This is a genomic window from Pseudoxanthomonas dokdonensis (assembly GCF_001431405.1).
Lineage (GTDB): Bacteria > Pseudomonadota > Gammaproteobacteria > Xanthomonadales > Xanthomonadaceae > Pseudoxanthomonas_A > Pseudoxanthomonas_A dokdonensis.
In genome coordinates, this window is the sequence record NZ_LDJL01000016.1 from 44,161 (window position 1) to 64,230 (window position 20,070).

Annotated in this window: 17 protein-coding genes; 12 read left to right on the plus strand and 5 right to left on the minus strand. The window is 65.4% G+C overall.

What is annotated here, in order from left to right; genetic code table 11:
• Positions 1–71: 71 nt before the first annotated feature.
• Genes ABB29_RS14060 through ABB29_RS14070 form a run of 3 tightly spaced genes read right to left on the minus strand, consistent with a single transcriptional unit; the run spans position 72 to position 3,414 of the window.
• Positions 72–1,094 (minus strand): zinc-binding alcohol dehydrogenase family protein, encoded by a 1,023-nt coding sequence (locus ABB29_RS14060; protein WP_057660151.1) that lies wholly within the window; start codon positions 1,092–1,094, stop codon positions 72–74.
• A gap of 34 nt (positions 1,095–1,128) precedes the next feature.
• Positions 1,129–2,160 (minus strand): aldo/keto reductase, encoded by a 1,032-nt coding sequence (locus ABB29_RS14065; protein ID WP_057660152.1) that lies wholly within the window; start codon positions 2,158–2,160, stop codon positions 1,129–1,131.
• A gap of 39 nt (positions 2,161–2,199) precedes the next feature.
• Positions 2,200–3,414 (minus strand): MFS transporter, encoded by a 1,215-nt coding sequence (locus tag ABB29_RS14070; protein WP_057660153.1) that lies wholly within the window; start codon positions 3,412–3,414, stop codon positions 2,200–2,202.
• A 98-nt stretch (positions 3,415–3,512) separates the two neighbouring features.
• On the opposite strand from ABB29_RS14070, the gene ABB29_RS14075 reads away from it, so the two are divergent.
• The 5 genes from ABB29_RS14075 (at position 3,513) to ABB29_RS14095 (ending at position 9,004) form a co-directional block, all read left to right on the plus strand.
• The gene (locus tag ABB29_RS14075; RefSeq protein ID WP_057660154.1) at positions 3,513–4,442 is read left to right on the plus strand and encodes a LysR family transcriptional regulator; all 930 of its coding nucleotides are present in this window, start codon (positions 3,513–3,515) and stop codon (positions 4,440–4,442) included.
• Positions 4,443–4,637: 195 nt separating this feature from the next.
• The gene (locus ABB29_RS14080; RefSeq protein ID WP_057660158.1) at positions 4,638–6,092 is read left to right on the plus strand and encodes a bifunctional 2-methylcitrate dehydratase/aconitate hydratase; all 1,455 of its coding nucleotides are present in this window, start codon (positions 4,638–4,640) and stop codon (positions 6,090–6,092) included.
• Positions 6,093–6,298: 206 nt separating this feature from the next.
• Positions 6,299–7,384: an OmpA family protein gene (locus ABB29_RS14085; RefSeq protein ID WP_057660159.1), complete on the plus strand. Its 1,086-nt coding sequence runs from the start codon at positions 6,299–6,301 to the stop codon at positions 7,382–7,384.
• 232 nt (positions 7,385–7,616) lie between these two features.
• Complete coding sequence (locus tag ABB29_RS14090) at positions 7,617–8,153, plus strand: hypothetical protein (RefSeq protein WP_057660160.1); 537 nt, start codon at positions 7,617–7,619, stop codon at positions 8,151–8,153.
• A 107-nt stretch (positions 8,154–8,260) separates the two neighbouring features.
• Positions 8,261–9,004 (plus strand): pseudouridine synthase, encoded by a 744-nt coding sequence (locus tag ABB29_RS14095; RefSeq protein ID WP_083487931.1) that lies wholly within the window; start codon positions 8,261–8,263, stop codon positions 9,002–9,004.
• A 30-nt stretch (positions 9,005–9,034) separates the two neighbouring features.
• Here ABB29_RS14095 and kbl read toward each other — a convergent pair whose 3' ends face one another.
• A complete protein-coding gene (gene kbl / locus ABB29_RS14100; RefSeq protein WP_057660165.1) occupies positions 9,035–10,261 on the minus strand; it encodes a glycine C-acetyltransferase in 1,227 nt (408 codons plus the stop codon).
• Positions 10,262–10,524: 263 nt separating this feature from the next.
• On the opposite strand from kbl, the gene ABB29_RS14105 reads away from it, so the two are divergent.
• The gene (locus ABB29_RS14105) at positions 10,525–11,247 is read left to right on the plus strand and encodes a TorF family putative porin (protein ID WP_057660170.1); all 723 of its coding nucleotides are present in this window, start codon (positions 10,525–10,527) and stop codon (positions 11,245–11,247) included.
• A gap of 71 nt (positions 11,248–11,318) precedes the next feature.
• On the opposite strand, the gene tdh is transcribed toward ABB29_RS14105, so the two are convergent.
• Positions 11,319–12,353, minus strand: coding sequence for an L-threonine 3-dehydrogenase (gene tdh, locus ABB29_RS14110; protein WP_211260752.1), 1,035 nt, complete (start codon positions 12,351–12,353; stop codon positions 11,319–11,321).
• Positions 12,354–12,498: 145 nt separating this feature from the next.
• Here tdh and ABB29_RS14115 point away from each other — a divergent pair, with 145 nt between their 5' ends.
• From ABB29_RS14115 to purF, 6 genes are all read left to right on the plus strand, one after another.
• On the plus strand, positions 12,499–14,667 hold the full coding sequence (locus ABB29_RS14115; RefSeq protein WP_057660173.1) for a S46 family peptidase: 2,169 nt from the start codon (positions 12,499–12,501) through the stop codon (positions 14,665–14,667).
• Between the two features lie 116 nt (positions 14,668–14,783).
• On the plus strand, positions 14,784–15,428 hold the full coding sequence (locus ABB29_RS14120) for a histidine phosphatase family protein (RefSeq protein WP_057660175.1): 645 nt from the start codon (positions 14,784–14,786) through the stop codon (positions 15,426–15,428).
• 7 nt (positions 15,429–15,435) lie between these two features.
• A complete protein-coding gene (gene folC, locus ABB29_RS14125; RefSeq protein WP_057660177.1) occupies positions 15,436–16,701 on the plus strand; it encodes a bifunctional tetrahydrofolate synthase/dihydrofolate synthase in 1,266 nt (421 codons plus the stop codon).
• A gap of 67 nt (positions 16,702–16,768) precedes the next feature.
• Entirely contained in the window at positions 16,769–17,785 is a 1,017-nt protein-coding gene (locus ABB29_RS14130) for an SPOR domain-containing protein (protein WP_057660178.1), read from the plus strand.
• Between the two features lie 35 nt (positions 17,786–17,820).
• The gene (locus ABB29_RS14135; protein ID WP_057660183.1) at positions 17,821–18,585 is read left to right on the plus strand and encodes a CvpA family protein; all 765 of its coding nucleotides are present in this window, start codon (positions 17,821–17,823) and stop codon (positions 18,583–18,585) included.
• Between the two features lie 15 nt (positions 18,586–18,600).
• The gene (gene purF, locus ABB29_RS14140) at positions 18,601–20,067 is read left to right on the plus strand and encodes an amidophosphoribosyltransferase (protein ID WP_057660184.1); all 1,467 of its coding nucleotides are present in this window, start codon (positions 18,601–18,603) and stop codon (positions 20,065–20,067) included.
• Positions 20,068–20,070: the final 3 nt, after the last annotated feature.

Here is a 20,070-nt window from a genome sequence, read left to right on the forward strand (position 1 = left end):
CTTGCCCGCTGCCGTCGCTATCCTAACCGAAGCCACTGTCGCCACGGCAGCGGCTTCGCTGCCCGTTGGGTTCAGTCCCAGCCGTGCAGTACCAGCTTGCCGATGGTGCTGCCCGATTCCAGCCGGCGATGGGCTTCACGCAGGTTGGCCGCGTTGATCGGGCTCAGCCGCTCGCGGGCGATGCCGCTCAGCTGGCCGTCATCGATCAATCGAGCGACCCGCTCCAGGATGCGGCCCTGCTCGTCGATGTCGGCGGTTTTCAGCACCGGCCGGCCGAACATCATTTCCCAATGGATGCTGATGCACTTGAGCTTGTACGGGTCGCCCAGCGGCAATGCGTGCGCCGGTTCCACGATCAGGCCGATATGCCCCTGCGGGGCGATGATCTCGCCCATCACCTGCCAGTAGCCGTCGGTGCTGGCCAGGTTGACGATGGCATCGACGCTGTCGATGGACAGGGCCTGCAGCTGCGGTGGCAACGGTTGCCGATGGTTGATGACATGCTGCGCGCCGAGCTGCCGGCACCATTGCACGGTGTCCTCGCGCGAAGCGGTGGCGATGACGGTGAAGCCGGCACGGCGCGCCAGCTGGATGGCAATCGAGCCGACGCCGCCGGCGCCGCCGATGATCAGCAGGGTCTTGCCCTGGCCGCCGCGTTCGCTGTCATACGGCATCCGCTGGAACAGCAGTTCCCAGGCGGTGAGTGCGGTCAGCGGCAGCGCCGCCGCATCGGCATCGTCCAGCGAGCGCGGTGCATGGCCAACCACCCGCGCGTCTACCTGTTGCCACTGCGCGTTGCTGCCAGGCCGGGTCAGGTCACCGGCGTAGTACACCCGGTCGCCGGCGGCGAAGCCCTGGACGGCATCGCCCACCGCCTCGACCACGCCACAGGCGTCGTAACCGAGGATGCGCGGGGCGGCTTCCACCTTGTCCTTGGGCGCGCGGACCTTGGTGTCGACCGGATTGACCGACACCGCCGAAACCTTGACCAGCAGGTCGTGGCCGCTGGGCGCGTCGGGTTTGGGCAGATCCATGTCCTGCAGCGATTCGGGATCTTCAATCGGCAGGTAGCGGGTCAGGGCAATGGCTTTCATCGACGTTTACTCCGGGCGGGGAAGGGTTGGCGTTCTAGACCGGCAGCGGGCTGCGTTCGGAGAACTGGCCGCGCCAGTAGGGATAGTAAGGATAGGGCGGCTCGACCAGGCTGGCGGCGTCCAGCCGCGCCATCTGATCGGCGGAAAGCCGCCAGCCGGCCGCGCCGAGGTTCTGTTGCAGCTGTTGTTCGTTGCGGGCGCCGATCAGCACGGTCGACACGGTTGGTCGCTGCAACAGCCAGTTGATGGCGATTTGCGCAATCTGGCGGCCGGTCTCGCCGGCAATCTGTTCCAGCACGTCGAGGACGTTGAACAGATGCTCATCGCTGACCGGCGGCGCGAAGCCGGCGGTATCGTGCAGGCGGCTGGTGGCCGGCAGCGGTTGGCCGCGGCGCAGCTTGCCGGTCAGCCGGCCCCAGCCGAGGGGGCTCCAGACCACCGCGCCGACCCCCTGGTCGATGCCCAGCGGCATCAGCTCCCATTCGTAGTCACGTCCAATCAGTGAGTAATAGGTCTGGTTGGCGACGTAGCGCGACCAGCCGTGGTGTGCCGACACGTCCAGCGACTTCATCAACTGCCAACCAGAGAAATTGGATACGCCGAGGTAGCGGACCTTGCCGGCACGTACCAGATCGTCGAGCGTCGACAGGGTCTCCTCGATCGGCGTCATCGCGTCGAACGCATGCAGCTGCAGCAGGTCCAGGTAATCGGTGCCCAGCCGCCGCAGCGACGCATCGATCGCCTTCAGCAGCCGCAGCCGGGAACTGCCGGCATCGTTGGCGCCGTCGCCGAGCCGCAGGCCGGTCTTGCTGGACAGGATGACCTGGTCGCGGCGGCCGCGGATGGCCTGGCCGAGGATGGATTCGGACTCGCCGTCGGAATAGACATCGGCGGTATCGAAGAAGTTGACTCCGGCCTCCAGCGCCAGGTCGATCATGCGCCGTGCCTGCACGGCATCGGTATCGCCCCAGGCGCTGAACAGCGGCCCCTTGCCGCCAAAGGTGCCGGCACCGAAGCCGAGCGCGGAGACCTGCAGGCCGGAGCGGCCGAGGGATCGGGTTTCCATGAGGGGTCCTTGCGAATAGTCGGGAAGAGGGAGGTGCAATCAGGCGCAGCTGCTGGCGATGTCCTGGTCGCGCGCCTGGCGCCGGCTCAGGGCCAGGCTCCACAGCGCGACGGCCAGTGCCGACAGCGGGATCAACGCGGCGACCCAGGGCAGTGCCTGCAGGCCCAGCCCATGGGCAATCACCACGCCGCCGAGCCAGGCACCGAGCGCATTGCCCAGGTTGAAGGCACCGATATTGAGACTGGAGGCCAGGTTCTGCGCGGCGCCGGCCTGGCGCAGCACCATCAACTGCAATGGTGAAACCGTGGCAAACGCGGCGGCGCCCAGCAGGCCGGTGAACAGCACCATCGCCCAGCGCAGGTGCAGGACCAGGCCCATCGCCGCCATCACCAGCGCCAGTGCCAGCAGGGTGACCAGCAGCGCCCTGGTCAGATTGCGATCGGCCAGCCGGCCGCCGAGCAGGTTGCCGGCGATCATGCCGACGCCGAACACCAGCAGGATCGGCGACACCGCACTGTCGGCGAAACCGGTGACCTGGGTCAGCAGTGGCTGGATGTAGGTGTACACGGTGAACATGCCGCCGAAGCCGAGCACCGTCATCAGCAGCCCCAGCATCACCTGCGGTTGCGCCAGGGCCCGCAGCTCGGTGGCAAACGCCACCGGCGCCGGCCGCTCGCGGTCGGCCGGGACCCACAAGGCAATGATCACGGTCGCCAGCACCCCAATCAGGCTGACCGCCCAGAAGGTCGAACGCCAGCCGAAGTGCAGGCCCAGCCAGGCACCGGCGGGCACGCCGAGCAGGGTCGCCACGGTCAGCCCGGTGAACATGATGGAAATCGCCGACGCCTTGCGATCCTCGGCGACCAGCCCGGTCGCGACCACCGCGCCAACCCCGAAGAAGGTGCCGTGCGCCAGTGAAGTGATGACCCGCGCCAGCATCAGCACCGCATAGTTGGGCGCCAGCGCGCACAACAGGTTGCCAAGGGTGAATACCAGCATCAGCGCCACCAGCACGGTCTTGCGTGGCAGCCGGCTGCTGGCCGCGGTCAGCAGCGGCGCACCGACGAATACGCCCAGTGCGTAGCCGGAAATCAGCAGCCCGGCCTGCGCCAGTGACACCTGCAGATCGCCGGCGACCTGCATCAACAGACCCATGATCACGAATTCAGTGGTGCCGATGCCGAAGGCGCCGGCGGTCAGCGCGTACAGGCCGATGGGGAGCGGAGATTTGGCGGATGCCGTGGAACGGGCCATGGTCGGGTCTCATCAGGGAAGCGCGCAGCTTAGGCACTTCCCATTCCGGCAAAAACCGGGTAAATCGACAATGACTTTCAACAGAATATTGAATATAGATGCAACATCTGGACGACATCCGGCTGTTCCTGGCCGTGCTCGACCAAGGCTCGATCAGCGCCGCCGCACGCAGCCTCGACGTGTCGGTCGCGGTCGCCAGCCAACGGCTCAAGCGGCTGGAACGCGCGCTCGGCGTGCGCCTGTTCCACCGCACCACCCGCCGCCTGCACGTGACCGCCGAGGGCGAGGCGCTGGCCGAGCGCGGCCGCGGCCCGGTCGAAGAACTGGAAGCACTGGCCAGCGGCCTGCGCCATGACGCCAGCGAAGTGGCCGGCAACCTGCGGGTGACCCTGTCGGCAAGCTTCGGGCGCCAGCACGTATCGCCGCTGCTGCCGGCGTTCCTGGCCCGCTATCCGCAGGTCCGGCTGAGCGTGCACCTGACCGACCAGGTCGTCGATCTGGTCAGCGAAGGTTTCGATCTGGCGATCCGCATCGGCGCGCTGCAGGACTCGGCGCTGGTCGCCCGCAGCATCGCCCCCAACCGACGGGTGTTGTGCGCATCGCCGGACTACCTGCGTCGCCGTGGCCAGCCACGCACGCCGCAGGATCTGGCCGCTCACGATTGCCTGCAGTTGTTTGGCAGCCAGGGCCGGCAGGACAGCTGGCAGTTGCTGGACGCCGATGGCCGCAGCCACTCGGTGCGCGTGCACGGGCGCTTGGAAAGCAACTTCGGCGAACTGCTGCGCGATGCCGCGGTGGCCGGCGAGGGCATCGCCGTGCATTCGGTCTGGCATGTGGCCGAGGATCTGCGCGCCGGCCGCCTGCAAGTGGTGCTGCCCGACTATCCGCCAGCCACCACCAGCATCAGTGCGGTGATGCCGCAGCGGCGGCTGGTGCCGCCACGGGTGACCGCATTCGTCGACATGCTGGTGGATGCGTTCGCCGATGATCCACCATGGGAACGGACGCTGCAGGCCGGCAAGCGCTGAGCCCGGCGTGCTTGCCTGCGGCAGGCCGCCGCCAGCGCGTCCGGGGCCGGGGACGGACGCGCCACAGCCGGGCGAACGCCACCCGTTCGCAGCTCGCGAGCCAGACGACCCGGAAAGGACGACCGCTCGTCAACCTTGGCGTGGACTGCCATTGGTCTGGCAAAATGGGCGGGTTTCTTTCCCCATGAGTGCGCCATGAGCCATCACGATATCCGTTCCACCGTCCGTCCCGACCCCGACCAGCCGATGGTCGACATCGCCGATTACGTGGTGGACTACCAGATTGAGTCGCAGGAAGCCTACGACACCGCGCGCTACATGCTGCTGGACTCGCTCGCCTGCGCGATGCTGGCGATGAAGTTCCCGGATTGCGTCAAGCACCTGGGCCCGGTCGTGCCCGGCGCCGGCATGGCCGGTGGCGTGCGTATTCCGGGTACCAGCCACGAACTGGATCCGGTGCAGGGCGCGTTCGCGATCGGTGCGCAGATCCGCTGGCTGGATTTCAATGACACCTGGCTGGCCGCCGAATGGGGCCATCCGTCCGACAACCTCGGCACCATCCTGTCGGTCGCCGATTACCTGGGCCGCAAGGCGCAGCGCGAAGGTGGCCAGGCGATGACCGTGCGTGATGTGCTGACCGCGGCGATCAAGGCGCACGAAATCCAGGGCGGGTATGCGCTGCTGAACTCGTTCAACCGGGTCGGTCTGGACCACGTGATCCTGGTCCGGCTGGCTTCGACCGCGGTGGCCACGCAGATGCTCGGTGGTGGCAAGCAGCAGATCATCAACGCGGTGTCGCACAGCTGGATCGACAACGGCGTGCTGCGCACCTACCGGCACGCGCCGAACACCGGTCCGCGCAAGAGCTGGGCGGCCGGTGATGCCTGCCGGCGTGCGGTCACCCACGCATTGAATGCGGTCAATGGCGAGGTCGGCTACCCGAGCGCGCTGTCGGTGCCGACCTGGGGGTTCTACGACATCGCCTTCAACGGCAAGCCGTTCCAGTTCGAACGTCCGTTTACCAGCTACGTGATGGAAAACGTGCTGTTCAAGATCAGCTTCCCGGCCGAGTTCCATGCCCAGACCGCGGTCGAATGCGCGCTGCAGCTGCACGACCAGGTCAAGGACCGCATCGACCAGATCGAGAAGGTGGTCATCCACACCCAGGAAGCCGGCGTGCGCATCATCGACAAGACCGGGCCGCTGGCCAACTACGCCGACCGCGACCACTGCCTGCAGTACATGGTCGCCGTGCCGCTGATCTTCGGCCGCCTGACCGCCGCCGACTACAGCGACGAAGTGGCCGCCGATCCGCGCATCGATGCCCTGCGCGGGCTGATGGAGGTCAAGGAAAACCCGCAATTCACCGCCGACTACTTCGATCCCGACAAACGGTATATCGGCAATTCGGTGCAGATCTTCTTCAAGGACGGCAGCAAGACCGAGCAGGTATCCATCGATTACCCGATTGGCCACCGCAAGCGTCGTGCCGAGGGCATCCCGGTGCTGATGGCCAAGTGCGAGGCCGCTTTGCGCGCTCACTTGCCGTCGACACAGGTGGATCGCATCATGGCGCTGGCGGCCGAGCCGGCGAAACTCGACGCGCTGCCGGTCAGCGAATTCATGGATCTTTACCGGGTGGAAGGTTGACCGCCAAACTGAATAGGGCAGTCCCGGCTGCCGGCACGGGCGGACTTGTTATGGTAACGTTAACACTGTCTTCACCTGCTTCAGCATAATCTGTTCAGGATGACATGCGGCTAGCGTCGTCTGGATAAGAAGAAATTGGAAAGCTGGAACCTGCAAGTCGAGATACTTCGGTTTTTCACACAACTGAATTTTTACAAGGAGCTGCAATGAACAAGAAACTTCTTTGTGCCGCGCTGGTTGGCGGTCTGGGTCTGGCGCAAGCCGCCTCCGCACAGGATTTTGATGACCGTTGGTACCTGACTGGTTCCGCTGGCATCAACATCCAGGACAATGATCGCAATACCGAAGATGCACCGTTCGCCACCCTGGGTCTGGGCAAGATGGTCAGCCCGAACTGGTCGATCGACGGTGAACTGAACTATCAGAATCCGGATTTCGAAAGCAACAGCAACTTGAACTGGAGCCAGTACGGCATCTCGTTCGATCTGCGTCGCCACTTCTGGCTGAGCAACGACTCCTGGCACCCGTACCTGCTCGCAGGCCTGGGCTACCAGCAGGTCGAAGAAGAGTACGACAACTTCCCGAACCCGGACTCCCCGGGCAATCGTGAAGACGGTACCTTCGCCGTCAAGCTCGGTGGTGGTCTGCAGGCCGACGTCGGCCGCGTGAAGGTCCGTACCGAACTGGCCTACCGCATCGACTTCGACGACAACGCCATTGGCCCGTCGTATGACGGTTCGATTGACGACGGCGACGACTTCGCCGACCTGCTGGCCTCGATCGGCGTCGTGATCCCGCTGGGTCCGGAACCGATGGCCGCTCCGCCGCCGGCACCGGTTGCCAGCTGCGCCGACATGGATGACGACGGTGACGGCGTCAACAACTGTGACGACAAGTGCCCGGATTCGCAGGCTGGCCAGACCATCGGTCCGGACGGCTGCCCGGTCCCGGTCGCCATCGACCTGAAGGGCGTCAACTTCGACTTCGACAAGTCGACCCTGCGTCCTGACGCGGTTGCGATCCTGAGCGAAGCCACCGAAATCCTGAAGCGCTACCCCGACCTGAAGGTTGAAGTCGCCGGTCACACCGACTCCGTCGGTACCGATGCCTACAACCAGGGCCTCTCGGAACGCCGCGCTTCGGCCGTGTACGACTACCTGACCTCCAACGGCGTGGACGCTTCGCGTCTGGTCGGTCCGAACGGTTACGGCGAAAGCCGTCCGATCGACACCAACGACACCGCCGAAGGCCGTGCCAAGAACCGTCGTACGGAACTGAACGTCCAGAACTAATCGGACGCTTCAAGCAATGCACAAAGCCCGGCCCAGTGCCGGGCTTTGTTTTTCTGCGCGGATCGGAAAATCTGTTTCCACCTGCGGGCAGTCGGCGCATGCGCCGGCAGATGAATGCGGCGCGATTTCGCATTGCCGGCAATGCAGCGGCCAGATGCGGCCGCTTTCCTTGCCATCGTGACGCCGGCTTCTTACACTTCGGCGCTATATCGACCGACGCAGGAACCGCCCGATGCAACGCATTCTCTTCGCAAGCCTGATCAGTCTTGCCGCGATTCCCGCCGCCCATGCCGCCGCCGACTGCACCGCACTGGTCGCTTCGCAGCCGTCAACCAGCAAACCGACCGTGCTGTCTCCGGTGTCCGATGAATTCAGCGCCACCGTGACCCAGCTCGGCGCGCCCAGCGGGGTGTTGTCGCAGGGCCTGGGAGAAGCCCAGACCGTGGACCGGGTGCTGGCACGCATCCAGCTGGCCAAATGCCAGAACCAGGCCGCATTGCCGGCGGTGCCGGCGGTCAACGCCAATGATGCGGCGGCCTACAAGCCGAAGACCGAATTCGACAACACGCCCTGGCGCTTCGACATGAGCCAGAACGGCAAGCGGATGACCGCCGAGGAATTCGACGCCTGGATGAAGTCGCGCGGCGTGCGCGTGGCCAAGGGCGCCGCCAAACCTGCCGCTGCGATCGCGCCGGTCGCGGCACCCGCCGCCGCCGACGCACCGGCCGCGGCTCCCGCGGCAACCCCGCCGGCTGACACCAAGGAATGATTGCCGCCGGCCCGCGTCCGCGGGCCGCGTGGTCGTGCAGGACAGCACTGGGCGCTCGCTGACGCGGCGCCCGTGATCCGTTTGCAGACAGGCATCGAGCAGGCCCAGTGAATCGTCGTCTTCCCGCCGCGCCTCGACATGGGCTGGCCCGCGTGTTGTCCAAGCAGGGTCTGTGTTCGCGCAGCGAAGCCGCGCGCTGGATTGCCGAAGGCCGGGTCCGTGTCGACGGCAAGGTGGTGCGGGATCCCGAGTTTCCGGTGCAGCGCGAGCGCCAGCGGGTCGAGGTCGACGGCCACGCCGGAAGCGACCGCGTCGAGCGGATCTTCCTGATGCTCAACAAGCCACGTGGACTGGTCACCAGTACCCGCGACGAACAGGGCAGGGACACCGTGTACCGCTGCCTGGATGATGCAGGCCTGCCGTGGCTGGCGCCGGTCGGTCGGCTGGACAAGGCCAGCGAAGGCCTGCTGCTTTTCAGCAATGACCCGCAGTGGGCCGCCCGCATCACTTCGCCGGGCAGTGGTCCGCTGAAAACCTACCATGTGCAGATCGACTGCATTCCGCCGCCGCCATTGCTGGCGATGCTGGAAACCGGCGTGGCGTGCGAAGGCCAGCACCTGGCGGCGCACTCGGTGCGCCTGTTGCGCGCTGGCGGCAAAAACGCGTGGCTGGAAGTGATGCTGGATGAAGGTCGCAACCGGCAGATCCGGCGCTTGCTCGCTGCCTTCGACATCGGCGTGTTGCGATTGCTGCGGGTGGCGATCGGGCCATTGCAGCTTGGCGATCTGGCCAAAGGCCAGTGGCGCCTGCTGGGCAGCGATGAAGCCGCCAGCCTGGCGCCGCTGGACTGACACCGGCGCAGCGCGGCGCCGGCGCGGGGCTCAGCCTTTCAGCACACCCAGTTCCTTGCCGATGCGAATGAACGCATCAATGGCGCGGTCCAGTTGCTCGCGGCTGTGGGCGGCGCTGATCTGGGTGCGGATGCGTGCCTGCTGCTTGGGCACCACCGGGAAGAAGAAACCGATTGCGTAGATGCCTTCTTCCAGCAGGCGCTCGGCGAACTTCTGCGCCAGCGGCGCGTCGTACAGCATCACCGGTGAAATCGGGTGCACGCCCGGCTTGATGTCGAACCCGGCGGCGGTCATCCGCTCACGGAAGTAGGCGGTGTTTTCCTGCAGTTGCCTGCGCAGGTGGCCGGCCTGCGACAGCATCTCGAAGGCCTTGATGCCGGCCGCGACCACGTGTGGTGGCAGTGAATTGGAGAACAGGTACGGGCGCGAGCGCTGGCGCAGCAACTCGATGACCTCGCTGCTGGCGGTGGTGAACCCGCCCAGCGCGCCGCCCATCGCCTTGCCCAGAGTGCCGGTGATGATGTCGATCCTGTCCAGCACGCCCTTGACCTCAGCCGAGCCCTTGCCGTGTTCGCCAAGGAAACCGGTGGCGTGGCATTCGTCGATATGCACCAGCGCGCCGTACTTCTTCGCTAGCGCGGTGATTTCATCCAATGGTGCGATGAACCCATCCATCGAGAACACGCCGTCGGTGGTGATCAGCTTGGTCTTGCAGCCAGCGGCATCGGCGGCCTGCAACTGCGCTTCCAGATCCGCCATGTCGCAGTTGGCGTAGCGGAATCGTTTGGCCTTGCACAGGCGCACGCCATCGATGATCGAGGCGTGATTGAGTGCGTCGGAGATGATTGCATCGTTCTCGCCCAGCAGCGGTTCGAACAGGCCGCCATTGGCATCGAAGCAGGCCGCGTACAGGATGGTGTCCTGCTTGCCGAAGAAATCGGCAATGGTCCGCTCCAGTTGCTTGTGCAGGTCCTGGGTGCCGCAGATGAAGCGCACGCTGGCCATGCCGAAGCCATGACTGTCCAGGGCATCCTTGGCGGCGGCGATGATGTCCGGGTGATCGGCCAGGCCGAGGTAGTTGTTGGCGCAGAAATTGAGCACCGTGCGACCGTCCGCGAGGGTGATTTCGGCCGACTGCGGGCTGGTGATGATGCGTTCGGACTTGAACAGGCCGGCCTCGCGGATGGCATCCAGTTCGGCGGCGTAGTGCCGGGTCAGCGAGTGAGCGGGGGTAACTGCGTTGGAGGATTCCGACATCGGCACGGCCTTGCGAAAAAAAGACAGTTTAACGGGCGGCGGTGCAGAGGTCGCGGCGCGCGGCCGGCGGTCCCCGGCAGGCCCGGGCATGACCGGTCGGACAGGCCAGGCGCCAGCCGATGGCCGGGACTTGACTCACACGTTTGTTGCATCGCAATATCAAGACGGTTAAAAAACCGTGAATCCGTGACCTGGCGCTTGTCCTGTCCACCACAGGCCGGCCGCTGCCGAAATACCACCCCATGTCGAGCAGGAGAATCAGGATGAAGTCAGTCAACCGTCGTGCCGCGCTAGTTGCTTCGTTGTTGCTGGTCTTGCCGTTTGCCACCCTGGCCCAGGATGCCGAAGCAGAGGCCGAAGCCGAAGCCAGCTCCCCGATCAGCTGGTCGCTGGGCGCCACCACCGATTACGTATTCCGCGGCCTGTCGCAGACCGACGAAGGCCCGGCGTTCCAGGCCGGCGCCACCTACACCGCGCCGTTTGGCATGTATGCGGGCGTGTGGGGCTCCAATGTCGATTTCGGACCGGGTGATCCGAACTACGAACTTGATACCTTCATCGGCTACAACACCGACTTCGGTGACGTGGTCAATTTCGACATCATGGCCAACCGCTACAACTATCCCGATGCCGGCAAGTCCAACTACTGGGAGTTCATCGCCAAGACCAGCTTCTGGGAAAACTACTCGGTCACCGTCGGCTACACCGATGACGTGTTCAATTCCGATACTGATGGCTGGTACTACGCCGTCGGCGCCAGCTTCCCGTTGCCGGCCGACATCTCGCTGGACCTCAGCGCGGGCAAGAGCGAGTTCGAGGACGGTGAGGTCGGCCGCGACTACATGGACTGGTCGGTCGCCCTGGGCAAGAGCTTCGGCCCGCTGACGGTGACCGCCGCCTATATCGGCACTGACGGCGACGGCCGCGATGCCTATGGCGATATCGCCGATGACCGTTTCGTGCTCAGCGCCAGCGTCGGCATGTAAGCCAAGGCCACAACAGCAGCAAAAAAAAAGGGCGCCGCAAGGCGCCCTTTTTCATCGGCAATCGATCCCTGTCAGTTCCAGCTCAGCACGACCTTGCCGGCCTTGCCTTCTTCCATCAGGTCGAAGCCTTTCTGGAAGTCGTCGATGTGCATCTGGTGGGTCAAGACCTTGCCCAGCGGGAAACCGGACAGCACCAGCTGGGTCATCTTGTACCAGGTCTCGTACATCTTGCGGCCGTAGATGCCGTGGATGGTCAGGCCCTTGAATATGATCTTGTCCCAGTCGGCACCGGCGCCGCGCGGCATGATTCCGAGCATGGCGATCTTGCCGCCGTGGTACATGCAATCGAGCATGTCGTTGAAGGCACGCGGGTTGCCGCTCATTTCCAGACCGACGTCGAAGCCTTCCATGTGCAGGTCGCTCATCACGTCCTTGAGCGAGGTGTTGGACACGTTGACCACGCGCGTGGCGCCCATGTCGGCAGCCAGCTTGAGGCGGAAGTCGTTGACGTCGGTGACCACCACGTTGCGCGCACCGATGTGCTTGCAGATGCCGGCGGCGATGATCCCGATCGGACCGGCGCCGGTGATCAGCACGTCCTCGCCGACCACGTCGAATTCAAGCGCGCAATGGGCGGCATTGCCGTAGGGATCGAAGAACGCGGCCAGCTCGCTGGGAATCTGGTCGGGAATAGGCCACAGGTTGGAGGCCGGCATCACCATGTACTCGGCAAAAGCGCCGTTGATGTTGACGCCGATGCCGACCGTATTGGGGCACAGGTGCGGGCGGCCGCCGCGGCAGTTACGGCAGTGGCCGCAGACGATGTGGCCCTCGGCGGAGACCCGCTGGCCGACCTGGTAGCCGGTGACCGCCGAACCGAGCTCGGCGATGCGGCCGACGAACTCATGGCCAATCGTCAGGCCGGGGGTGATCGTGCGCTGACTCCACTCGTCCCACAGGTAGATGTGCAGGTCGGTGCCGCAGATCGCGGTCTTTTCCAGTTTGATCAGGACCTCGTTGGGGCCGGGGGAGGGAATGGCCACGTCCTCCATCCAGATGCCCTTGCCGGCTTCACGTTTGACCAGCGCTTTCATGGTGTTTGGCATGCACAGGGCCTCTGACCCGTCGGAACAAGGCGCGAATTATACGCGGGGCGGTCAGGGCGCCGATGAGGATGCCATGACCGACAGGCCCCGCAGCGGCCGTGAAGGTTTCGTTACAATCGGGGCTCGACCACTGCCGGACTGAACGATGCGCCTTACCCTGCTTGCTGCTTCGATTGCCATGGCTGCCGCCACCACTTCCCATGCCGCCCACGCCGGCGAGGGCATGTGGGTTCCGCAACAACTGCCGGAAATCGCCGGCCCGCTCAAGAAAGCCGGGTTGAAGCTGTCCGCGCAGCAGCTGTCCGATCTGAAGGGTGACCCGATGGGCGCGGTGGTGGCGCTGGGAGGCTGCACCGCCAGTTTTGTCTCGCCGCAGGGCCTGGTGGTGACCAACCATCACTGTGCGTATGGTGCGATCCAGCTCAATTCGACCGCCGACAACAATCTCATCGTCAACGGCTTCAATGCGCCGACCCCGGCCGATGAACTCAGTGCCGGCCCGAATGCGCGCGTCTACGTGCTGGATGACATCCAGGACGTCACCGCGCAGGCCAGGGCGGCGATTGCCGGTGCCGGCGACGATCCGCTGGCACGCACCCAGGCTTTGGAAGCGTTCGAGAAGAAACTGGTGGCCGATTGCGAAGCCGAAGCCGGTTTCCGCTGCCGCCTGTACAGCTTCTCCGGCGGCAACAGCTATCGCCTGTTCCGCAACCTGGAAATCAAGGACGTGCGCCTGGCCTATGCACCGCCGGGCAGCGTCGGCAAGTTTGGTGGCGACATCGACAACTGGATGTGGCCACGGCATACCGGTGACTTCTCGTTCTACCGTGCCTATGTGGACAAGAACGGCAAGCCGGCGGCGTATTCCAAAGACAACGTGCCGTACCAGCCCAGGCATTGGCTGAAATTCGCCGACAAGCCGCTGGGTGCCGGCGATTTCGTGATGGTCGCCGGTTATCCGGGTTCGACCAACCGCTACGCGCTGGCCGGTGAGTTCGACAGCACCGCCAGCTGGACCTATCCAACCATTGCCAGGCATTACCAGGCGATGATCGACCTGATTGCCGCGGCCGGCGAGAAAGACCCGGACATCAAGGTCAAGTACGCCAGCACCATGGCCGGCCTCAACAACACCAGCAAGAACTATGAGGGCCAGCTGGAAGGCTTCCAGCGCATCGATGCTGCCGGCCAGAAGCATGCCGAGGAAGACGCCGTGCTGGCCTGGCTGCGTTCGCAGGGGCAGCAGGGCCAGGCCGCGTTGCAGGCCCACCAGCAACTGGTGGCGTTGAACCAGCAGGCGCAGGCCACCCGTGAGCGCGATCTGGTGATGCGCATGTTCGACCGCACCTCGGTCGTCAATGCCGCCACCGAGCTGTACCGGTTGGCTATCGAACGCGGCAAGCCCGATGCCGAACGCGAATCCGGCTACCAGGATCGCGACCTGCCTGGCATCGAAGGCGCGATGAAGCAGATGGAGCGCCGCTACGTGCCGGCCATGGATCGCCAGTTGCAGGCTTACTGGCTGAACCAGTACCTGCAGTTGCCCGCCGATCAGCGGGTGGCCGCGGTCGACAGCTGGCTGGGCGGCAATGACGCCAAGGCCGTGCAGCGCGCCCTGGACCGGCTGGCCAGGACCGGACTGGGCGACACCGATACCCGCCTGAAGTGGATGCAGGCCGATCGCGCTGCGTTCGAGGCCAGCGAGGATCCCGCCATCCAGTACGCGGTCGCGGTCATGCCGACCCTGTTGAAGCTGGAACAGGAGCGTAAGGTCCGCGAAGGCCAGTCGCTGCTGGCGCGGCCGACCTATCTGCAGGCGCTGGCCGATTACAAGAAGAGCCAGGGCGAGTTCGTCTACCCGGATGCCAACCTGTCGCTGCGCATCACCTTCGGCAACGTCATGGGTTACGCGCCGAAGGACGGCATGCAGTACACCCCGTTCACCACCCTCGAAGGCGTGGTCGCCAAGGAAACCGGCAAGGATCCGTTCGACTCGCCCAAGGCGCTGCTTGATGCGGCCAAGGTCAAGCGTTACGGCGGCCTGGAGGATGCGCGGATCGGCTCGGTGCCGGTCAACTTCCTGTCCGACCTCGATATCACCGGCGGCAACTCCGGTTCGCCGGTGCTTGATGCGCAGGGCAAGCTGGTCGGCCTGGCCTTCGACGGCAACTGGGAATCGGTGAGCTCCAACTGGGTGTTCGATCCCAAGCTGACCCGGATGATTGCGGTCGATGGCCGCTACCTGCGCTGGATCATGCAGGAGGTCTACCCGGCACCGCAGTTGCTGAAGGAAATGGACGTCGCCGCGCCCTGAGCGCGGCACCCCGGTCCGTAGCAGCAGGCGGTCGCGGCGGCACGGAGGCAGTATGATGCGCCTCCGTGTCGTTCTGTCCTGCGTCACTTTCCATTCCCCACACTGGATTCCCCCGCATGCGCATCCTGCTTGCCCGTCATGGCGAAACGCCATGGAATGCTGAAGGCCGTTACCAGGGCCAGATCGACATCCCGCTGTCCCCGATTGGCGAAGCGCAGGCCGCGGCACTGGGCAAACGGCTGCAGGACCTGACCATCACCCGCGCGGTGGCGTCGCCGCTGTCGCGCGCGCAGCACACCGCACGGCTGGCACTGGGCGAAAGCCGCGCCGGGATGCTGGGCAGCGACATCGACCTGCAGGAAATCGCCCACGGCGAATGGGAAGGCCTGCTGGCCAGCGAAATCCATGACAAGGACCCGGTGCGCCTGAATGCCTGGCGTGAGGAACCGGACACGGTGCTGATGCCGGGCGGCGAATCACTGCGCCAAGTGCTGCAGCGCTCCTGGCAGGGGCTGGTCCGCGCCAGCGAAGGCCTGGGCGACGACGACACCTTGCTGGTGGTCGCCCACGACGCGGTCAACCGGGTCCTGCTGTGCAGGATCATGGGCCTGCCACTGGGCCGGCTGTGGTCGTTCCGGCAGGCACCGACCACCCTCAACCTGCTGGAAGGTGCGACGGTCGACAGCCTGGAAGTGGTGCGCCTGAATGACTGCGCCCACCACACCCCGTTCTTCGGCGAAGCCAAGCACCGCGCGCTGTGAGCTGAAGATGGCGCGCACGCTTTCCGAGTGGCTGGCGTACATCGAAGGCCAGCATCCGCGCGACATCGAGATGGGGCTCGAGCGCGTGCGCCAGGTCGCCGACGCGCTGCAGCTGCCGCGACCGGCCAACCACGTCATCAGCGTTGCCGGCACCAACGGCAAGGGCTCGACGGTCGCCTTCATCGAAGCCATCGCCCGCGCCGCCGGCTACCGCGTCGGCAGCTACACCTCACCGCATCTGCTGCGCTACAACGAGCGTGTACGGATGGATGGCGAGGAGGTCGATGATCACGCGCTGGTGCAGGCTTTCGAAGCGGTCGAAGCCGCGCGTGGCGACACCGCGCTGACCTATTTCGAATTCGGCACCCTGGCCGCGCTGTGGTTGTTCGCCCGGCAGCCGCTGGATCTGGCGGTGCTCGAAATCGGCCTGGGCGGGCGCTTGGATGCGGTCAATCTGGTTGATCCGGACGTGGCGGTGATCACCACTGTCGATATCGATCATGTCGACTGGCTGGGCCCGGATCGCGAATCCATCGGCCGCGAGAAGGCCGGCATCGCCCGCGCCTGGAAGCCGCTGGTGCTGGGCGAAGTCGATGCACCGTCCAGCGTGTTGGCGCACGCGTATCAGATTGGCGCCGGCGTCATCCAGCAGGGCAATGATTTTTTCCATGAGCGTATCGACAGCCAGCACTGGCGCTGGCGCGAAGTCGGCAGCGAGTTGACCCTGCCGTATCCGATGTTGGCGGCACCGGTGCAACTGGCCAATGCCGCCACCGCCATCGCTGCGCTGCATGCGCTGCCGCTGGACATCGATGCGCATGCGTTTGCCGATGGCGTGGCCACGGCGCGGATTGCCGGCCGCCTGCAGGCGCTGCAGCGCGATGGCGTCGATATCGTGCTCGATGTCGGCCACAACCCGCAGGCCGCGGGCGAGCTCGCGCGCTGGTTGCGCCAGCAGTCACCGCGACGCTGGCATGTATTGCTGGCGGTGCTGGCCGACAAGGACGCTGCTGGCGTGGTCGAGGCGTTCGACGGCATCGCGCTGGATTGGCAACTGGCGGGGTTGCTGCCGGGCCAGCCGCGCGGCCAGTCGGCGCAGGCATTGGCCACACGCCTGGCCGGCACCGCCGCCGGAGATGCCGAACAGCATGCCAGCGTCGCCGAAGCACTGGCGGCGCTCCGCCGCCGGGCCGGCACCGGTGATGGCATCCTGGTGCTGGGTTCTTTCCATACCGTCGCCGAAGCCTTGCTGGTCCTGCATTCAGGCCAATGACGGATAGCCCCGGGCGCTGCCCGTATAATTGCCGCAGCATTTTTGCCGAACGTTTCGCGGGAATTGAATGGATACGTCTCTGAAGCAGCGTCTGATTGGTGCGGTGGTGCTGATTGCACTGGCGGTGATTTTCCTGCCCATGCTGATCAAGGGCCCGGCACCGGACAGCGGAGTTTCCGACGTTCCGCTGGACATGCCTGACGCGCCCAAAGGTGATTATGAAACCCGCGAGCTGCCGCTGGTGACGCCTGGCGCGACCCCCGGCAACGGCGCGGTTGGCATGGCCAACACGCCGGCCAGCCAGAGCGACACCACCCCGGCACCGGCCGGCAACGGCATCCAGCCGGCCGCCGCCGGTGGCGAATATGCAGTCACTTTTGGCGCCTACGCCAGCAGCGACGATGCCGACACCGTGATCGCCAGCGTCCGCCGCGAAAAACTCAACGCCTACAAGGAAGCGGCGACCATCAACGGCAAGCCGGCGTACCGGGTGCGTATCGGGCCGTTCCCGGATCAGGCCAGCGCCGAATCCGCACGCCTCAGCGCGGTCAAGATCCGCAGCGACGTCAATGCCAAGGTGATTGCCTTGGATGCGCCTAAGCCGCAGGCCAGCAGTGCCCCGGCCGCCGTGCCGGCGTCGTCGCCGGACGCCGCCACCATCCGTACCGAACAACTGCCGCCGGAGCCGGCCAAACCGGCGCCCGCGGCCAGCACCGCTACCGCGACGGCAGCACCCAAGCCGGAAGCACCCAAGCCAGCAGCTCCGAAGCCTGCGGAAGCGAAGCCAGCAGCAGCCAAACCCGCAGCAGCCAAACCCGAACCGGCGCCCGCCGCGGCGGCGGCTGCCGATGTTGGTTTCGCGGTTCAGTTGGGAGCCTTCTCCAAGGTGGCCGATGCCAATGCGCTGCGTGACAAGGCACGGGGTGCCGGCTTCAGCGCGTTCGTCGAACAGGTCAACACCGACAAGGGCACGTTGAGCCGGGTCAAGGTCGGGCCGGTGGCCAGCCGCAGTGATGCCGAGGCGCTGAAAGCCAGGGTCGCGGCCAAGCTGGGCGTCAATGGCATGGTGCGTTCGCATCCGTGATGCATCGCACTGCCCGCGCCAGCCGGCAATGACTGATGATTGATCTGATCCTGCTGGCCATCGTGGTGGTATCGGCGCTGCTGGGGCTGATGCGCGGGTTCGTCGGCATCGTGGTCTCGATAACCGCCTGGTTGCTGGCGGCCTGGGCCAGCTTCCGCTTCGGATCCGATGCCGCACACATGATGGGCAGCCCGGATCCGTCAGCCACGCACCTGTTTGGTGGCTACCTGGTGGTGTTCATCGGCACCTTGATCGCGGTCCATGTGGTCGGCATGTTGGTGAAGTCGGCAGTGCGGGCGACCCACCTCGGCGGCGTGGACCGGTTGTTCGGATTCGTGCTCGGCGTGCTGCGCGGCGCATTGATTGCCTGCCTGGTAGTGCTGGTGGCCGGGTTCACCCCGCTGACCAGGGAGCTGGCCTGGCGCCAGTCGCTGCTGCTGCCGGTGTTCGAGCCCGGTGCCGGCTGGATGCGCGCGCAACTGCCTGAATGGCAGCCCAGCCTGCCGCAGGTTCCAGGCGTGGAACTGCCTGATTCGCTGGAATCGCTTCGCAACGGCGTGACGAGCGGCGATAATGTCGGTCTTCAGGATTTGTCCGCGTTGCTCCCCGGTGGCCTGCCGCCGCGGGACAGCCGGGAGCGTCCGGCGCTGTTGCCAGGCAACGCGCTGCCGATGCCGGGCGCGCTCCCGGACAATATTGAAAACACCGGACAGGATCCGGTGGAAGCCAGGCCGGACCCGTCGGATCCGGCCAATATCGATGCAGGCGGCCAGGCACGGCCCCGGTCGCAACAGTCCTAGCGGAGTACGCGAATCATGTGCGGTATTGTCGGCATTGTGGGCAACCAAGACGTTGCCGGGCAGCTTTATGACGGGCTGACCGTCCTGCAGCATCGTGGCCAGGATGCCGCGGGCATCGCTACCGCCGACGGCACCCGCCTGCGCGTGCAGAAGGGCAATGGCCTGGTCCGCGATGTGTTCAATCCAAAGACCATGAGCGTGCTGGATGGACGCGTGGGCATCGCCCATTGCCGCTATCCGACCGCCGGCTCGGAAGGCATGGACGAGGCGCAACCGTTCTACGTCAATTCGCCGTACGGTATTGCCCTGGCCCACAACGGCAACCTGATCAACACCGAGGCACTGCGCCAGGAAGTGTTCGCGCAGGACCGGCGTAATGTGAATACCGAATCCGACAGCGAAGTGCTGTTGAACGTGTTCGCCCACGAACTGGATACCCAGCGGACGCTGAGCCCGGAATCGGCAATCCGCGCCGTGGCCGGCGTCTATCGCCGCTGTGAAGGCGGCTACGCCGTGGTCAGCGTGGTGCTGGGCCTGGGCCTGGTGGCATTCCGCGATCCGAACGGGATCCGTCCGCTGGTGCTGGGCAAGCGTGAACACAACGAAGGCATCGAATACATCGTCGCTTCGGAATCGGCCGCGCTCGACATCCTCGGCTTCCAGCGGGTCCGCGACGTGCGCCCGGGCGAGGCGCTGGTGATTACTGCCCGCGGTGAACTGTTCAGCGAGATCGTCGCCGCGCCGCGCGAACACGCGCCGTGCATCTTCGAATACGTGTATTTCGCCCGTCCCGACTCGATGATCGACAACGTCTCGGTGCACAAGGCGCGGATGCGCATGGGCATCAAGCTGGGCGAGAAGATCCTGCGCCTGCGCCCGGACCACGACATCGACACCATCATCCCGATTCCGGATACCTCGCGTGACGCGGCGCTGGAGATTTCCAACGTGCTGGGGGTCAAGTACCGCGAAGGTTTCATCAAGAACCGCTACGTCGGCCGCACCTTCATCATGCCGGGGCAGGGTGAGCGGGTGAAGTCGGTGCGCCGCAAGCTCAATCCGATCCACCTGGAATTCCGCAACCGTGTGGTGTTGCTGGTCGATGATTCGATTGTCCGCGGCACCACTTCCAAGCAGATCGTGCAGATGGCCCGCGACGCCGGTGCGCGCAAGGTCTACCTGGCATCGGCGGCACCGCCGGTGCGCCATCCCAACATCTACGGCATCGACATGCCGGCGGTCGACGAGCTGATTGCCCACGACCGCAGCGTCGAGGACATCGAAAAGCAGCTCGGTTGCGACTGGTTGATCTACCAGGACCTGGAAGATCTCGAGGCCGCGGTGCGTGAAGGCAATGAAAGCCTGACCCGCTTCGATTCGTCGTGCTTCAACGGTGAATACATCACCGGTACCGAAGCCGGTTATTTCGAGCGCATCCAGCAGTTGCGTTCGGACGAAGCCAAGCAGCGCCGCGTCTCCTGAGCG

Excerpts from the sequence above, each read along its gene's own strand:
- ABB29_RS14060 (WP_057660151.1), bottom strand. The coding sequence starts at position 1,094 with ATGAAAGCCATTGCCCTGACCCGCTACCTGCCGATTGAAGATCCCGAA.
- ABB29_RS14065 (WP_057660152.1), bottom strand. The coding sequence starts at position 2,160 with ATGGAAACCCGATCCCTCGGCCGCTCCGGCCTGCAGGTCTCCGCGCTC.
- ABB29_RS14070 (WP_057660153.1), bottom strand. The coding sequence starts at position 3,414 with ATGGCCCGTTCCACGGCATCCGCCAAATCTCCGCTCCCCATCGGCCTG.
- ABB29_RS14075 (WP_057660154.1), top strand. The coding sequence starts at position 3,513 with ATGCAACATCTGGACGACATCCGGCTGTTCCTGGCCGTGCTCGACCAA.
- ABB29_RS14080 (WP_057660158.1), top strand. The coding sequence starts at position 4,638 with ATGAGCCATCACGATATCCGTTCCACCGTCCGTCCCGACCCCGACCAG.
- ABB29_RS14085 (WP_057660159.1), top strand. The coding sequence starts at position 6,299 with ATGAACAAGAAACTTCTTTGTGCCGCGCTGGTTGGCGGTCTGGGTCTG.
- ABB29_RS14090 (WP_057660160.1), top strand. The coding sequence starts at position 7,617 with ATGCAACGCATTCTCTTCGCAAGCCTGATCAGTCTTGCCGCGATTCCC.
- kbl (WP_057660165.1), bottom strand. The coding sequence starts at position 10,261 with ATGTCGGAATCCTCCAACGCAGTTACCCCCGCTCACTCGCTGACCCGG.
- ABB29_RS14105 (WP_057660170.1), top strand. The coding sequence starts at position 10,525 with ATGAAGTCAGTCAACCGTCGTGCCGCGCTAGTTGCTTCGTTGTTGCTG.
- tdh (WP_211260752.1), bottom strand. The coding sequence starts at position 12,353 with ATGCCAAACACCATGAAAGCGCTGGTCAAACGTGAAGCCGGCAAGGGC.
- ABB29_RS14115 (WP_057660173.1), top strand. The coding sequence starts at position 12,499 with ATGCGCCTTACCCTGCTTGCTGCTTCGATTGCCATGGCTGCCGCCACC.
- ABB29_RS14120 (WP_057660175.1), top strand. The coding sequence starts at position 14,784 with ATGCGCATCCTGCTTGCCCGTCATGGCGAAACGCCATGGAATGCTGAA.
- folC (WP_057660177.1), top strand. The coding sequence starts at position 15,436 with ATGGCGCGCACGCTTTCCGAGTGGCTGGCGTACATCGAAGGCCAGCAT.
- ABB29_RS14130 (WP_057660178.1), top strand. The coding sequence starts at position 16,769 with ATGGATACGTCTCTGAAGCAGCGTCTGATTGGTGCGGTGGTGCTGATT.
- ABB29_RS14135 (WP_057660183.1), top strand. The coding sequence starts at position 17,821 with ATGATTGATCTGATCCTGCTGGCCATCGTGGTGGTATCGGCGCTGCTG.
- purF (WP_057660184.1), top strand. The coding sequence starts at position 18,601 with ATGTGCGGTATTGTCGGCATTGTGGGCAACCAAGACGTTGCCGGGCAG.